Annotated in this window: 10 protein-coding genes; 3 read left to right on the forward strand and 7 right to left on the reverse strand. The window is 74.5% G+C overall.

What is annotated here, in order from left to right:
• The first annotated feature begins 37 nt into the window (after positions 1-37).
• The gene (locus ACZ6I3_RS00950) at positions 38-892 is read left to right on the forward strand and encodes a hypothetical protein (protein ID WP_469410728.1); all 855 of its coding nucleotides are present in this window, start codon (positions 38-40) and stop codon (positions 890-892) included.
• Positions 893-1,319: 427 nt separating this feature from the next.
• Here ACZ6I3_RS00950 and uppS read toward each other — a convergent pair whose 3' ends face one another.
• Together uppS and ACZ6I3_RS00960 are read right to left on the reverse strand one after the other, a co-directional pair.
• The gene (gene uppS, locus ACZ6I3_RS00955; RefSeq protein WP_469410729.1) at positions 1,320-3,065 is read right to left on the reverse strand and encodes a polyprenyl diphosphate synthase; all 1,746 of its coding nucleotides are present in this window, start codon (positions 3,063-3,065) and stop codon (positions 1,320-1,322) included.
• Positions 3,066-3,201: 136 nt separating this feature from the next.
• Positions 3,202-3,885, reverse strand: a complete 684-nt coding sequence (locus ACZ6I3_RS00960) for an ANTAR domain-containing protein (protein ID WP_469411654.1) — start codon at positions 3,883-3,885, stop codon at positions 3,202-3,204.
• A gap of 191 nt (positions 3,886-4,076) precedes the next feature.
• Between ACZ6I3_RS00960 and ACZ6I3_RS00965 the strand changes: the two genes are divergently transcribed.
• Together ACZ6I3_RS00965 and ACZ6I3_RS00970 are read left to right on the forward strand one after the other, a co-directional pair.
• A complete protein-coding gene (locus tag ACZ6I3_RS00965; RefSeq protein WP_469410730.1) occupies positions 4,077-4,427 on the forward strand; it encodes an STAS domain-containing protein in 351 nt (116 codons plus the stop codon).
• Positions 4,424-5,377, forward strand: a complete 954-nt coding sequence (locus ACZ6I3_RS00970; RefSeq protein WP_469410731.1) for an anti-sigma factor RsbA family regulatory protein — start codon at positions 4,424-4,426, stop codon at positions 5,375-5,377. The genes ACZ6I3_RS00965 and ACZ6I3_RS00970 overlap by 4 nt, the downstream gene beginning before the upstream one ends.
• A 15-nt stretch (positions 5,378-5,392) precedes the next feature.
• On the opposite strand, the gene ACZ6I3_RS00975 is transcribed toward ACZ6I3_RS00970, so the two are convergent.
• From ACZ6I3_RS00975 to ACZ6I3_RS00995, 5 genes are all read right to left on the reverse strand, one after another.
• Positions 5,393-6,430 (reverse strand): rod shape-determining protein, encoded by a 1,038-nt coding sequence (locus ACZ6I3_RS00975; protein WP_469410732.1) that lies wholly within the window; start codon positions 6,428-6,430, stop codon positions 5,393-5,395.
• Positions 6,431-6,570: 140 nt separating this feature from the next.
• Complete coding sequence (locus tag ACZ6I3_RS00980) at positions 6,571-10,905, reverse strand: SAV_2336 N-terminal domain-related protein (protein WP_469410733.1); 4,335 nt, start codon at positions 10,903-10,905, stop codon at positions 6,571-6,573.
• A complete protein-coding gene (locus tag ACZ6I3_RS00985) occupies positions 10,895-11,941 on the reverse strand; it encodes an AAA family ATPase (RefSeq protein ID WP_469410734.1) in 1,047 nt (348 codons plus the stop codon). The genes ACZ6I3_RS00980 and ACZ6I3_RS00985 overlap by 11 nt, the downstream gene beginning before the upstream one ends.
• Before the next feature lie 70 nt (positions 11,942-12,011).
• The gene (locus ACZ6I3_RS00990; RefSeq protein WP_469410735.1) at positions 12,012-13,712 is read right to left on the reverse strand and encodes a VMAP-C domain-containing protein; all 1,701 of its coding nucleotides are present in this window, start codon (positions 13,710-13,712) and stop codon (positions 12,012-12,014) included.
• A complete protein-coding gene (locus ACZ6I3_RS00995) occupies positions 13,709-14,077 on the reverse strand; it encodes a CU044_2847 family protein (protein ID WP_469410736.1) in 369 nt (122 codons plus the stop codon). Before ACZ6I3_RS00995 ends, ACZ6I3_RS00990 begins: the two co-directional genes overlap by 4 nt.
• Positions 14,078-14,127: the final 50 nt, after the last annotated feature.

Below are 14,127 nucleotides of genomic sequence, written 5' to 3' on the forward strand. Positions count from 1 at the left end.
TAGTCGAAAGGTATGCCAAAACCCTGGAGGCGTGGCGATGCGTGGCAACGCCGGGAACGACGAGGAGTCTGTCGAGGAGTACGACGAGGACGCGTACGTCGATCCCGAGGCTTACGACGAGGACGAGGACGAGGACGAGGAGGACGCCGTCGGGGGGAGCCCTGATGTCTTCCTCGATGTTCCGGTCCTGAAGGTCGACGAGATCGACCTGGACGTCGAGGACCTGCGGGCACATGTCTCGTTGCGGGCCGAGGTGCTGGATCTGCTCAAACTGAACGTGGGCGCCGACGTCACGCTCGGACGGGTGCATCTGGGGATCTCGGGCGTCGAGGCACAGGCCCAGCTCAAGGTACGGCTCCATCACGTCGCGAAGATCATCGACCGCGTGCTCACCACGCTCGACAGCAACCCGGAGATCCTGCACGAGCTGGCGCGTGGCGCCGGGGCCGCTGTCCAGGACGTGGGCCGGGGCGTCGGATCCGTGGCGCAGGACGTCGGTCAGGGGGCCGGGAGGGCCGTTCAGGACGTGGGCGGTAGTGCCGGGCGCGCGGTGGAGGGCGTCGGGCAGGAGGCGGGCCGGGCCGTCGGAAGCGCCGGCGAGGCGCTGGGTGGCGCTGCCGAGGGCTTGGCCGAAACGGCCGCGAGTGGGACGGAGGCCGTGGGCGACGCGGTACGGGGGAGCGGCCAGGCCGTCGCGGGCGCCGCCGAAGCGGTCGAGCCGCGTGCGGCGCGCAAGGGCGCGGAGGAGGAGCGGGGGCGAGCCGGCCGGAGTCAGGGTGGCACCCGCAAGCGCCGGGTGCGGGGAGAGGACGGGAAGCTGCCGTCGAGGTCCGGTCGCCCTCGTGCCGCCAGGGAGTCGGAGCAACCGGAGGAGCCGGAGGAGCCGCCCTGAACGGGGGACATCTCGTTCCGGTCGACGGTCCACGCCGAACGGCTCCGCTTCAGGGAGGAACCCCGGACGGCCGTTCGCTTCACCGGCACCGGGAAGCGGGCGTCGACGAGCCGCGGTGACCGCACCCACCTGCCGGACCCGGTCGTCCCCGGTCGGGAGTACGAGGACGTCACCGTCGCCTACCGCCTTGCCACGGGGACACGCTAGGACCTGTCGTTTGGATCACGCCGCAGACGCGGGGTCTGGCACGCACATCTGCCGCGTTGTCGTCACTCGCCGATTCCCCCACGCTCGGCTTCGCTCGCGCGGGAGGGGCCCCCATCGCATCGACTCCCTCCTCCGCCTTGCAGCTGCACGCACCAGACCCCGCTCACCGGCGCTGACAAGGTGCCGCCGATTCCCTGCGACCTGATCCAAACGACAGGCCCTAGTCCAGCGGGCCCGCGGTGGCCGGAGTCGTGCCGTGGCGGCGTTGGCGGTGGGTGTAGGCGGTGACGGCCTGCCAGAGGTCGCGGCGGTCGGTGTCCGGCCAGAGACCGGGGGTGAAGTGGAGTTCGGCGTAAGCCGTGTGCCAGGGCAGGAAGTTGGAGACCCGGTGTTCGCCGCCCGTGCGCCAGAGCAGGTCCACGTCCGGCAGGTCCGGGCGGGGCAGGTGCCGGGCGAAGTCGTCCTCGGTGATCAGGTCCGGATCCAGGTGGCCGGCCCGGGCGCGGCGGGCCAGGGCGGCGGCCGTACGGGTGATCTCGTCCCGGCCGCCGTAGTCGATGCACATCGTCAGCGTCAGGCCCGTGCGGGTGCGGGTGGTGCGCTCCCGGAGGTGGAGCAGGTCGGCCAGGTCGGGCGGCAGACGGCCGGCGCGGCCGTGCCAGCCCAGCCGGACGTCGAGGTCGCGGAAGGGGTCGTCGGCCAGTTCACGGCGCAGGAGGTCGAGGATCGCGTCGACCTCGTCGGTGTCGCGGTGCCAGTTCTCGGTGGAGAAGGTGTAGAGGGTCAGATGCCGCAGGCCGATGTCCAGGGCGCCGTGGACCACCTCGCGGACGGCGGTGGCACCGGCGCGGTGGCCCTCGTGGCGGGGGAGGCCCCGCTGCTGGGCCCAGCGGCCGTTGCCGTCCATGATCACGGCGACGTGGGCGGGCAGGTGGGTGAGTGCGATCTCCGGTGGCCGCTCGCCGCTGGGGTGAGGTGGCGGAGAGCGGAAGGCGGCGGTGCGGGGCGGGCGAGCCGGCGTGGGGCGTCTGCCGTGGGCGGGCCGGTGTGCGGGCGGCACCGTCAGCGGGGTCAGGCTCCAGGCCAGGGTCGCGCGGGCCCGGGCGGGGGCGAGGATCCGGGCGCGGGTGAGGGGCGCGGGCCGGGGCGGGGCCTGGAGCACGGCCGGACCCGCGGTGTCGATGGCGTCGAGCTGGGCGCGCAGCAGGGCCGCCATGGTGTGCAGGACGGTGGCGGGGCCGGGGTGCATGCCGCGGCTGAGGGTCTCCTGGGTCACCCACCGGCGGGCCAGGCCCGTCAGGTGCGTGACCAGGGCGGACACGGCGGGACTCCAGCGGCGGTGCGCCAAGTCGGCGGCGGACCCGGGGTGGTCGTCGAGGACCTCGTCGGGCAGGAGGAGGTCGCCCTGGGCGAGGTCGGCGGACAGGTCGGTGAGGATGTCCGTGAGCCGGACGCCGTCGAGGAACTCCTCGTAGGTCTCCCGGGTGTCCAGCCGGAGCGCCACGGGTACGCCGGCCCGGTCGAAGAGGGTGCGGACCTGGCCGAACCAGGGCAGCAGGTTGTCCCGGCCCCAGGTCCGCCACTCGGTCCAGTCGGCGAAGTGCCTGCCCCGGGTGTCGTCCTGGACCTGGGCCATGGCGGCGTGCAGTTCGGACAGGTCCAGGCGCCAGCGGACCGCGGTGTGCACGAGGGCGTGGCGGATCGGGTCGAGGCTGGTGCCGGTGGGCAGTTCGCGGTGCAGGGCGGTGATCCACTCCTCGACCCGGGTGGCCCGTTCGGCGGCGGGGGCGGTGCGGTCGTCGCCCAGGTCGTCGAGGGCGTTGGCGGCCGCCCACAGGGCGTGGAGCGCCGGGCGCAGCGGGGCGGGCACCAGCTGGATCAGGGCGTACTCCGCGGGGTCCTGCCGCCTGGTCCGGAGCCGGCACAGCCGGTAGGCCGCCCGTAGCGCCGGGTCGTCGCCGATCACCGCCCGAGCGGTGGTCGTGCGTCGGTCTGCCGGGGCTGGGGTCGCGGGAGGCACATCGCTGACAACGAGAGCGGTTCGTCCAGGTATTGCGCTGATCAAGTGGGTTGCTGCGCGGCGGCCGGCCGCCACCCCCGGGTCAGCCGTGGTGGCGTCGGGCGAGGGCCTTGTTCAGGGCCGTGCGGAGTTCGGGGGGCGGCGGAGGGCCGTCGGATTCCGCGCTGGCCGTGACCGCGGCGGCGACGTCGCGGAGCTTGGTGTTGGAGAGCTGGGACGTTTCCCGCAGGATGTGCCAGGCCTGGTCGGAGCTGCAGCCGTGGGTGGCCATGAGGATGCCGCGGGCCTGGTCGATGACCGGGCGGGAGGCGATGGCCTGGCGGAGCTGCTCGACCTCCGACTGGAGGAGGTGCAGGCGCTCCGCGCGTTCCAGGGCGACCGCGGAGGAGGCGGCCGGGGCGGGGTCGTGGGCCGCGGGGCGCAGCGGATCCGTGGTGTCCAGGCCCGCCAGCTCCAGGATCCGGCGCGGCTGGCCGTTCCAGTTCGTGGTCGTGACCGTCGTCGTCGTCGCACGCTCCCGGCCGTAGTCGCCCAGGACGTCCAGGAACTGCAGTCCGGCCGTGTCCATGAAATGCACGCCCCCCATGTCCAGGTCGACCCGGGTGATCGTGGCCGGCAGCTCGGCCAGGATTGCGGCCAGGATGTCCGCGCAGCCGTGAACGAGCTCACCACGCGGGGTGAGCTCGGCACGATCCGCGTCGACGCGGCCACTGATGACCAGGGTGTTCAGCCCTCCTGTGAGGTGTGGTGATGCCGCTGACGTCATGTCACCGCCCTGTCGTTCCTCGTCGGTCGTCATCGGTCCCAGCCGGACTGCGCAACGATCACGTCGCCCCCCGGTGGACGTCGGTGTGACGTGCGCCTGCCCCCCTTACGGCGTACTACACCCGGTTCGGGGGAATGAGATTTTCCCGGGCGGGTACGAGCGTTGTGGTCCGCGAGCGTGGGGAGAGGGGCTTGAACACTCGATATCAGGTGCCTGCCGCCGGTCCCCGCGTGCCGGGCCTGGCGGTGTTTCCGCTGGCCGGGCGGCAGGGGGTCCGGGCTGCGGGAGAAGTCGGCCTGACGACCCGTGCGATCTGGGAAGGCGTACTGGAGCAGGCCGTTCGCGAGGATGAGGACGTGTACTACCTGGAGCTGTCCGACGTGACGTTCGTCGACGTGGCGGGCGCCGGTGCGCTCGCGGCCGCGGCCGGGCAGCTCAGGGACGGCCGCAGGTTCGTCGTGCGCCGCCCGCCGCCGGCCCTGCGACGGACGCTGGATCTGCTCTGGCCCGACCAGGAGGGAATCGAGGTGGCGACGTCATGACCGCTGTCGCGACCGAGCCGTTCGGGCCTCTCGCCCCCTTCGTCCACCCCGCGCTCTTCTACCGGGACGAGCGGGAGTACCTCGACGTCACCGTGCCCTTCGTGCGTGACGGCCTTGCCGCCGGCGAGCCCGTGGCGGTCGCGGTGCCCGGCAAGAACCTCGCGCTGATCCGGGACGCCCTGGGCGAGGTCGCGGGCGCCGTGAAGTTCCTGGACATGCGGGAGGCCGGGCGCAACCCCGGGCGGATCATCCCGGGCGTGCTACGCGCGTTCGCCGACGCCCAGCCGTCCGGCCGCCGGGTGCGGATCATCGGCGAGCCCGTCTGGGCCGGGCGCTCCGCCGCCGAGTACCCGGCCTGCGTCCAGCACGAGGCGCTCATCAACGCGGCCTTCCGGGGCCGTTCGGCGACCATCCTGTGTCCGTACGACGTCCAGGAGCTCCCCGAGTACGTCCTCGCCGACGCGTACGCCACCCACCCCACCGTCATCCCCTCCGGCTCCCGGACGGAGCGGAACAGCGACACGTACGCCCCCTGGGCCGTCGTCGACCGCTACAACGAGCCGCTGCCGCCCGTACCGGACGCGCTGACGTTCCCCTTCGACTCCGACTCGCTCTCCCCGGCCCGGCACGTGGCCGTCGGTGAGGCGGCGCGGCTCGGTCTCACCGGCGTCAAGCTGGACGACCTGGCCCTGGCCACGGCCGAGCTCACCACGAACAGCGTGGTCCACGGCGGTGGTTCGGGTGTGCTGCGGATGTGGACCGAGGACGGGTACGTGGTGTGCGAGGTGCGCGACGAGGGACGGCTCGCCGACGTCCTGGCCGGGCGCCGGCCCGTCCCCCGCGACCAGCGCGGAGGGCGCGGGATCCTGCTGGTCAACCTGATCGCCGACCTGGTGCGGGTGCACCGGAGCGACGGCGGTACGACGGTGCGCTGCTGGTTCGTCCGCTGAGGGGCCCGGGGCGGCTCAGGCCCCCAGCGGAGCCAGCGCGAGCGGTTCGATCTTGCCCTCCAGCATGGCGCCGAGGCCCTGCACGGCGCACACGTCCGGGCGCTCGGCGATACGCACGGGCATCCCGGTCGCCTCGCGCAGCATCTCGTCCAGGCCCGGCAGCAGCGCGCTGCCGCCGACCATCATGATCCCCCGGTCGGCGAGGTCGGCGACCAGGTCGGGCGGGCAGTCCCGGAGCACCTTGCCGATGCCGTCGAGGATGGCGGTGAGCGGCGTCTGGATGGCGTCCCGCACGGCGGCGGTGTCGACCGTGACCGAGCGGGCCAGGCCCGTGGCGACGTCCCGGCCGTGGATCTCCGTCGAGACCGGGCCGTGCGGGGTGAGGCCGTTCCCGGACAGGGCCAGCTGCAACGGCCGTACGGACTGGCTCGGCAGCATCAGCTCGTGTTGGTGGCGCAGGTGCTGCACGATCGCGTGGTCGACGGCCTCGCCGCCCACCGGGATGCGCTCGGCGGTCACGATCGCGCCCAGGGACAGCACGGCCACCTGGGTGGCCGCCGCCCCGCACACCATGATCATCGTGGCCTCGGGCTGCTCCACGGGCAGCCCGCAGCCGACGGCGGCGGCGATCAGCGTGTCGACCAGTTCCACGCGGCGGGCCCCGAGACCGACCAGGGTCTCGATTGCGGCGCGCTGGGCCAGCGGGTCGGCGTCGTGCGGGGTGCAGGCCGCGGCGCGCAGGATCGGCTTGCGGCGCAGGCTGCGGCGCATCTTGTCGCCGAGCAGGTGCCGCAGCATGCGCTGGGCCATCTCGATGTCCACGACCGTGCCGCCGGAGACCGGCCGCACCACCCGGATGTAGTGCGGCGTACGGCCCGTCATCTTCTCGGCGAGCTCGCCGACCGCGATCAGGGCGCCGGTGCGGGTGTTCACGGCGGCGGCGGACGGCTGGTCGACGACGAGCCCGGCACCCTTGACGTAGACGCGGGTGCGGGCCGCACCCAGGTCGACGGCGAAGTGGCAGCGGCGCAACTGCTCCAGACTGGCGGTCATGGCAGGTCCTCCCGAGAGCACAGACCGTGGAGGGCCGCCAGGATGGCGGGCCTCCTTCGCATCGTGCGCGGGAGGCGCCGGGGCCGCCTTTCCAAGGGGGCCGGGTGGGGCGCCGCCGAACGGGGGGTTCGGCCCAGGTCCTAGGGCTGGAGCGAGCGTGCGGCTTCCAGGAGGGGGGCCAGGGACGTGACGGTGGTGTCGCAGCCCGCCTCGTCGAGGTGCCGGGCGGCGGTGGTGTTGCGGGCGAGGCCGATGAAGCGCAGGCCGGCCTGCTGGGCGGCGGTGAGTTCGGCGACCGTGGAGCCGATGAGCACGCCGGTCGCGGCGGCGCCGCCGGAGGAGTGCATCGCGCGCAGCAGACAGTCGGGGTGCGGGGTCAGCAGGGCGAGGTCGTTGCCGCGGCCGTGGACGCCGGCCAGGGGGAGGCCGTAGGGCTCCAGGTAGCGGTGGACGGCCGGTGCGCCGACGTCCGTGACCACGCTGACCCGGCGTCCGGAGTCGTGCAGGGCACGGACCAGCGGCACGCAGTTGTGCGTGGTCGGCGCGGCGGGGAGCGCCAGCAGTTCGAGTTCCTCCAGGCGGTCCCGGAGCAGCGGGCCGAGCCGGTCGCGGGCGAACGCCCGCAGGACGTCCAGCGGATGGACGAACGTCTCCCGCCCCGCCCCCGCCACGGTGTCCCGCGGGTCGCGGTGCTCGGCGGCCAGGGCGAGCAGGTCGAGGGCGGCCTCGCGCGCGGAGGTCGCCGAGAACAGGCGGGCCACCGGGCCGTCGAAGCCCAGCAGCACGGTCTCGGCGTCGCCGAGGAGACCTGACAGCGGGCGCGCCGACGGGGCCGGGCCCTGCGGTCCGGGCAGGGCCGCCCCCTCCGGGGCCAGCTGCACCGACGCCGTCACCGAAAGACCCGGCACGGGCCACCGGCGCAGCCCGGCGTTGACCGCGCGCTGGGCCGCGCCCGCCCGGCGCAGCGGATGCCGGCGGGTGATCCGGGCCGCCTCCTCCAGCAGATGCTCCAGCAGCGGCTCCGACACCCGGGCGACCTCGCCGCGGACGAAGGCGACCGCGTCGTCCACATGCCAGGACAGCTCGACCGCCGCGGCGAAGGCGCCCTTGCCCGAGCTCGGCAGGGAGACCCGGTGGTGGGACTGGTGCGTGGTGAGGTCCACCTCGTAGTACGTGACGTGCCGCGGCGGCCCGTCGCCGTGCGGCTGGGCGGGGTTGAGGAGGGTGAGCGGGCCGTCCGGCTGGGTGTGGACGACGGCGGTGCGGCCCGGGGCCGGTATGCCGAGCCGGCGCAGATCGTGCGTGATGAAGGGCCCCCGCACCAGGTCGCGCTCCTCGGGTTCGGCGGCCGTGGAGGGGGACAGCGGGCAGTGCCAGGCGACGGGCGGGGTGTCCGTGGCGCCGCCCTGGTAGAGGGGCTGGAAGCGCCGGGGGCCCTGGGCCGCCGAGCTGCCGGCGAACTGCTCGTACACCGCCGGGGAGACGACCACCTGGAGGTCGGAGGGCACGGGCGCCGCCACGGCCGGCGGGGTGGGCCGGTCCCAGAACGTCACGGTGAGCGGCGGCGGGTCCACGAGCCCGGTCAGGACCTCGGGGAGCCAGCGCAGTACCGCGACCAGCACAGGGAGGACGTAGGTGCCGGGCTCGGTGTGGACCACGTAGCCGTTGCCGCGGACCCGGACGTCGACCTGGTGGGTGGCGAGGGCGCCGCGGGAGAGCATCTCGTGCACCGCGTACTCGAGGGTGATGCGTGCCTCGGGGTGGCCGGTGAGGTCGTCGGCCTCGAAGAGGATCGTGGGGCCGGCTCCCTCCTCGGACGACCTCCCGTCCTGCTCGGCCAGCGTGGTCTCGAGGTCCAGCCTGAGCGCGCGCAGACGGTCCCGGGTGGTTGCGGCGGCGGGGCCGGGGACGCCTTCGAGGGGGTCGCCGTACCAGAGGCCGAGAGCGCGCCGGAGCTCGGCGGGCCCGCGTGTCGTCCCGCCGCGGAGCTCCTCGCAATGGAGCGCGTCGACGTAGACGTCCGGCAGGTGCACGGCGTACGCGTGCGAGAAGGAGACGAGCGCGCCGGGGGGCAGCAGGGGCCGCACCTCCGCTGCCAGGCGCTCGAGGCGGTCGGCGGCCTCGTTCTCCGGCAGGGGCTCCTCCCACAGCCCCCCGGCCAGCTCGGAGTGGGTCACACGCCGGCCCTGGTCGAGGAGCAGCATGCACAGCAGTGCCTGGGCGTACGGCGAGGGAGGCTCGACGGGGTCCGTGCCGTCGCTGATGCGCAGCGGACCGAGCAGGGTGACGTGGCGTGGCGGCGACCACGGGGCCGTCGAGAGCAGGAGTGCGGCGTGGTCGGCGGCTTGGGACAGGCTGTGCTTGTCGATCAGGTCGAGCAGGCGTCCGTACTGGACCGGCACCGACATGCCCGCGGTCAGCTGCCTGAGCAGCCAGCGGAACTCGGCGACATCCGACTCGGGGTCCTTGCCCCGGGACTCCTCGCCCAGGGCGAACCGGCTCAGCACCACCGTGCCGTCGGGCCGCAGCAGCAGCCCCGCGGGCCCGCGCTCCCCACGCACCAGACCGTGTTCGTGGAGGGCCGTGAGGCCGGCCACGCCCTGGCACACCAGGCGGGCGAACGTCCGGAAGGCGACACCCGAGAGCACTTCGGACAGCGCCAGGCCGTCCACGAACTCCGTCACCAGGTACGGCGCGTCGTCCTCCACCCCGAAGTCGAGCACCCGCACCACATGCGGATGCTCCAGCTCGGCGAGCGCTCGTGCCTCCCTCAGGAACCGCTCGTGCGGAGCGGGCTGATCGCGATACTGGCGTACGACCACCTGCCGGTCCGTGCGGACGTCCACGGCCTTGGACACCCGGCCGCTCCACCCCCGCCGCCCGATCAGCCGGTACCGGCCGCCGATGAGGCGCTCCGGTGCCCCGGCGCCGCCCAGCCGCCGCACCGTCTCCTCGCTCACCGTCGCGAACGCCGGCCCCGGGCCGTGCTGTCCGCCGTCCGTCTCGGCCCGGAACTCCCCGGCCGCGAGCCCCGCCCGTTCGTCGATCAGACCGCCGACCCGTTCGAGGAACTCCCGGGTCCGTCCCCGGGCCGTGCGGGGCAGGGAGCGCAGCAGCAACTCCCGTACACCGGGCCGGAATTCATAGGAGCCGGGCGGGCCGGGTGCTGCCGCGAGCATGCCGCTGAGGATCACCTCGGCGAGGTGCTGGGGGCGCGGGTCACGGTCGACCGTGCGCTGGACGAGGCGCATCACCGGGACCGAGGGGACCGCCAGCGCGAGATGCCCGGCGAGGCGGAAGGCCTCCGGGGACGCGGTCGCGCGGAAGCGCAGCACCAGGTCCTCGGGGGAGGCGGTGGTGAGGTCGGGGGTGGGTTCGGCAGGCGGTGCGGGAGTCGGGGAAAGCCAGGCCGCCGCGCCCGGGACGCGGGCGCCGCCCGGGTCGGAGACCAGGGCCGCCCAGTGGGCGAGCCAGGGGGCGCCCGGTTCCAGGACCGGCAGGGGCAGGGCCTGGTCGGGGGCGGGCGTGGCCTCGTACGGGGTGAAGGCGAGTGCCGCCGAGGGCGCCGCCGTGGACGGGGCGGTCAGCAGGCCCGGTTCGGCGGGGAGGGCCGTGGTGGGCCAGAGGTGCTCCGGCAGGGGCTGGACCACGGCGAGCGGCAGGTGGCGGGCCCAGTGGCGCAGGGTGCGGTACCAGCGGTCGCCCGCCTCGCCAGGGCGCCACTGCGGGCCCATGCAGTCGCTGACGACGAGGGTGACCGTGCGGCCGTCGTCGAGGACGGGGACCTGGCGAGCCCGGCCGTCGGGCGTGGCCGGATGCAGGGTGACCGTACGGAAGATGCCCGACTGGGCGAGGGCCGTGTGCAGTTCGCTCACCAGGGGGCGCCAGACCGGCATGGTGGGGCCGGTGTCGTGCACGAGGTTCAGCCGCAGCCAGCGGTCGGGGGCCGGGCGCAGCACCGGGAGCCACACCTCGGGGTGGGCGCCGAGGCGGGCGATCCGGTCGGCCGTCGCCCGTTCGTCCAGCACCCGCAGGTGCGGGGAGGGCACCTTGCGCTGCAGCGGACGCAGGGCGCGCTGGAGTGCGAGGGGGTGGGACAGCATCGGGGGTGCCGGGGCGAGGAGGGGGGAACCGCCGCCGGTCGCTTCCCCCTCGGCGTGGCCCGGGGAACGCGGGGCGGGCAGGCGCAGGGGGACGCGGTCGGGTGCCGGAGCCGTCGGTGGTGGCTCGGAGGAACGTGGTGGTACGGGAGCGGCCGGGGGGTCACCCTCGGGCGCGGGGGCCTCCGCTGTCGCTTCGGGCGTGGCGGGACCGACGGTGCCGGGCTCCCGCCCGGACTGTTCGTCCGCCTCCAACCGGCCCGCCAGCCACAGCAGTTCCGCGAGCTCCCGGGGCGTCGGCGACGCACCCGCGGCGGACAGCGCGGCCGCCAGGCGGGCGACGGGGGACTGTCCGGCTCCGTGATCAGAAGCCATCGCCGTCGGCCGTCGCGCTGAGGTACGGCATCAGCTGCTCGGCGAGGTCGTCGCGGGACTCGGCGTCCAGGCCGGAGACTCCGGTGAGGTAGAGGGCGTTCAGGAGCTGGTCGGTGGCGAGTTCGCCGCCGTTGGCCCGCTCCAGGAATCGGGTGATCAGACGGTCCGCGGCGGCGTCCGGGGTGTCGAGGTGGGCGCGGACGATGTCGGTGAGCTGGTCGCGGTCGGGGCGGCGCAGCTTCAGCCGGACGCAGCGGCGCAGGAACGCGGGCGGGAACTCGCGTTCGCCGTTGCTGGTCAGTACGACGAAGGGGAAGGCCCGGCAGCGGACCCGGCCGCGCCGGACGGCGACCGGGGTGTCCGTGCCGTCGGCCAGGACCTCGGCCGCCGGGTCGTCCGAGTGGCGGGCGGCGCGGACCAGTTCGGGGATCTCGTACTGGCCCTCCTCCAGGACGTTCAGCAGGTCGTTGGGCAGATCGAGGTCGCTCTTGTCGACCTCGTCGACGAGCAGGGCCCGGGGCCGGTCGTAGGGGAGCAGGGCCGTGCCCAGCGGGCCCAGGCGCAGATGGTCCTCGACATCGCCGGCGGCCGGCCGGTCCTGCCGCTGCCGGTCCTGCCGGTCCTGCCGGTCCTGCCGCTCCCGGGCCGCGTACAGCCGGGACAGCGGGTCGTACTGGTAGAGGCCGTCGGACAGCGAGCTGCGGCTGGTGATGTTCCAGCGCAGCACCGGGCCGAGGCGCAGTTCGCGGGCCACCGCGTACGCCAGCGAGGACTTGCCGGTGCCGGGCGGTCCGGTGACGAGCAGGGGGCGGCGCAGGCAGAGCGCGGCGTTGACGAGCCGGACGCTCTCCGGGGTGGCCACGTACGACCTGGCCCGGTGCACGCGGTCGGGCGAGACGGCCGTCGCGTCGTCGGTGTCGCCGGGCGGCGGCAGGGCGGGCCCGCCGTCGAAGGCGCGCCAGGGCGGTGGGACGGGGAGGTGGTCGATGCCGTCGTGCGGCTCGTTCTTGCCGGTGTAGACCGACCAGTGCGGCATGGGGGGTGGTCTCCGCTCTCCGTTTTCGTGCTGGTGTCTCTCAAGGCGCCCCGGACCGCGTCCGGGTGGGTCAGGACACCGGCGACCCCGCGTGCGCGGCGACGACCGCGTGCGGGTCGGTGAAGACGCGCGGGTCGTCCCACAGCAGCTGGATGCCGTGGGCCCAGTGGTCGTCCTCCGCGTCGGCCTCCTCGCGCAGGGCCAGGACGCGGCGCGGGAGTTCGGCGGGCGGTACGGCCGAGAGGCAGGCGTCCAGCGCGTCGAGGAAGGCCTTGCCGGTGCAGCCGTCCGCTCCGGCACACTCCTCCTGCCCGGAGTCGCAGCCACCGCGCGACCACACGATGACCGGGGCCGGCGCGGTGAGCGAGGTGTCGAAGTGCGGCCGGGTACGGGAGGCGGCCGGGGCGGTGCCGAACCCGGCGAGGCAGGCGTCGGGCCGCCGCATCCGCATCCGCAGCCGCCCGGGTTCCTCCGGGACGCCGCACTCCACCCGGTGCATCCGCGCGCCCGGCAGGGCGTCCAGGCGCTTCCACGCCCGGGTCAGGACATGCCGGGTACTGGCCTTGCGCCGGGCGTGGTCGGTGACGACCAGCGGGTAGACGCAGCCGAGGGGCGTCGCGTCGTCGGGGGCGCTCTCCCAGAGGTCGACGGGCCAGTCCAGCCAGTCCCGGGGCAGCGCGAACGCGACGAGTTCGTCGGCGCCGGGCGTCAGGTACCGGAAGGCCGCCTCGATCCGGTCCCGCACATAGGCGTGCAGCCGGTGCTGTTCGACCGTGCCGGAGTCCACCGGGTGCCGTCGCCCCTCGCTGTACGCGGACACCTCGACCCGGACCAGGCCGTCGCCCGCTCCGCTGTGCCCCAGTTCGACGAGGATGGGCGACCAGTCGGGCGCCGACGGCTCCACGGCCGGGGTGTGCAACAGGGCTTCGAGCCGGTCGGCGAACCGGGACACGGTCCGCGCGGCGCCCGGCCCGTCGAGTTCGCACAGCACGAACAGGGCCGCCGACCACAGTGAGTCGAAGCCTTCCTCGGGCGGCGGCGGATCGAACGGGTCGGCGGCCGAGGAGTAGAGCCGGGCCGGGTCGCAGTCCACGCCCGCCCGGGCCGCCTTCTCGACCAGGGCGCGCAGCCGGGCCCGGTCGGCGCCGGCGTGGTCCGAGGTGGGGACGAGGCTCTGCAGGCCGGGCCAGTAGCGGGCCATGACCTGGGTGGGCATCATCCGGCCGTTGCGCACGTCCCGGCTGCCGGCCGCCGCCGTGACCATGCCGACGACCTCGCCGGTCTCGGCCAGGGTGACGGCCGCCCCGCTGAAGCCGGGGGCCAGGGTCTGGCCTCCCTGGTACCAGGCCTCCAGCTGGAGCCACTCCCGTTTGATCAACTGCGGTGCGGTGACGCGGTACTCGGCGAGGGTGCCCTCGTCGAAGCCGACCGGGAAGCCGTAGACGACCAGCTTGCGGGGGCTCGTGCCGTGCGCGGCGTCGACGGGCGCCAGCGCGGCCGGGGCGATGGGCATCTCCCGGTCCAGTTCCAGCACGGCCAGGTCACCGAGGTCGGTGCCGGCGCCGGTCCAGCCGCCGTGCGCGACGACCCGGGCGGGCACGGCGGGGGAGCCGGGCAGCTCCGTGAAGGTCACCGTCAGGCCGTCGCCGTCCCGCACGACATGGGCGCAGGTCAGCACCGTGCTGGGGGTGACAAGAAAGCCCGCTCCGGCCACCTGGCCGCGTAATTCGATCCGGGCGTGCCACTCGGCGCTGTTCACCACACTGTTCATGAGGTGGCGCCGGCCTCCCGAGCGCCGGCCTCCCGAGCGCCGGCCTCCGGAGCGGACGGGGACCAGGACAGCTTCACCACCAGATGGCCCTCGGCGGTCCCCTTGGCGATGAACGCGCCCGCCTCGGCGGACAGTTTCACCCCGAACTCGATCTCCACACCGTCGGGCTTCAGCGAGCCGTCCCGGAAGACGCGCAGCGCGGACTCGGCGGCGGCGCGCACCCCGTCCAGGGCGCCCTCGAAGGTACGGGTCGCCTGGACCGCACCGTCGCCGCGGGAGACCAGGCGGGAGCCGGACGGCTCCTCCAGCCCCTCGACCGCGACCACGGCACCGTCACCGGTCCTGAATTCGACCAACCCGTCCACGGAACCCCCGTCGTCCCACTGCACTGAGCATTTCCATTGTTACGGAAGGT

It is taken from the genome of Streptomyces sp. NPDC041940 (assembly GCF_055589465.1).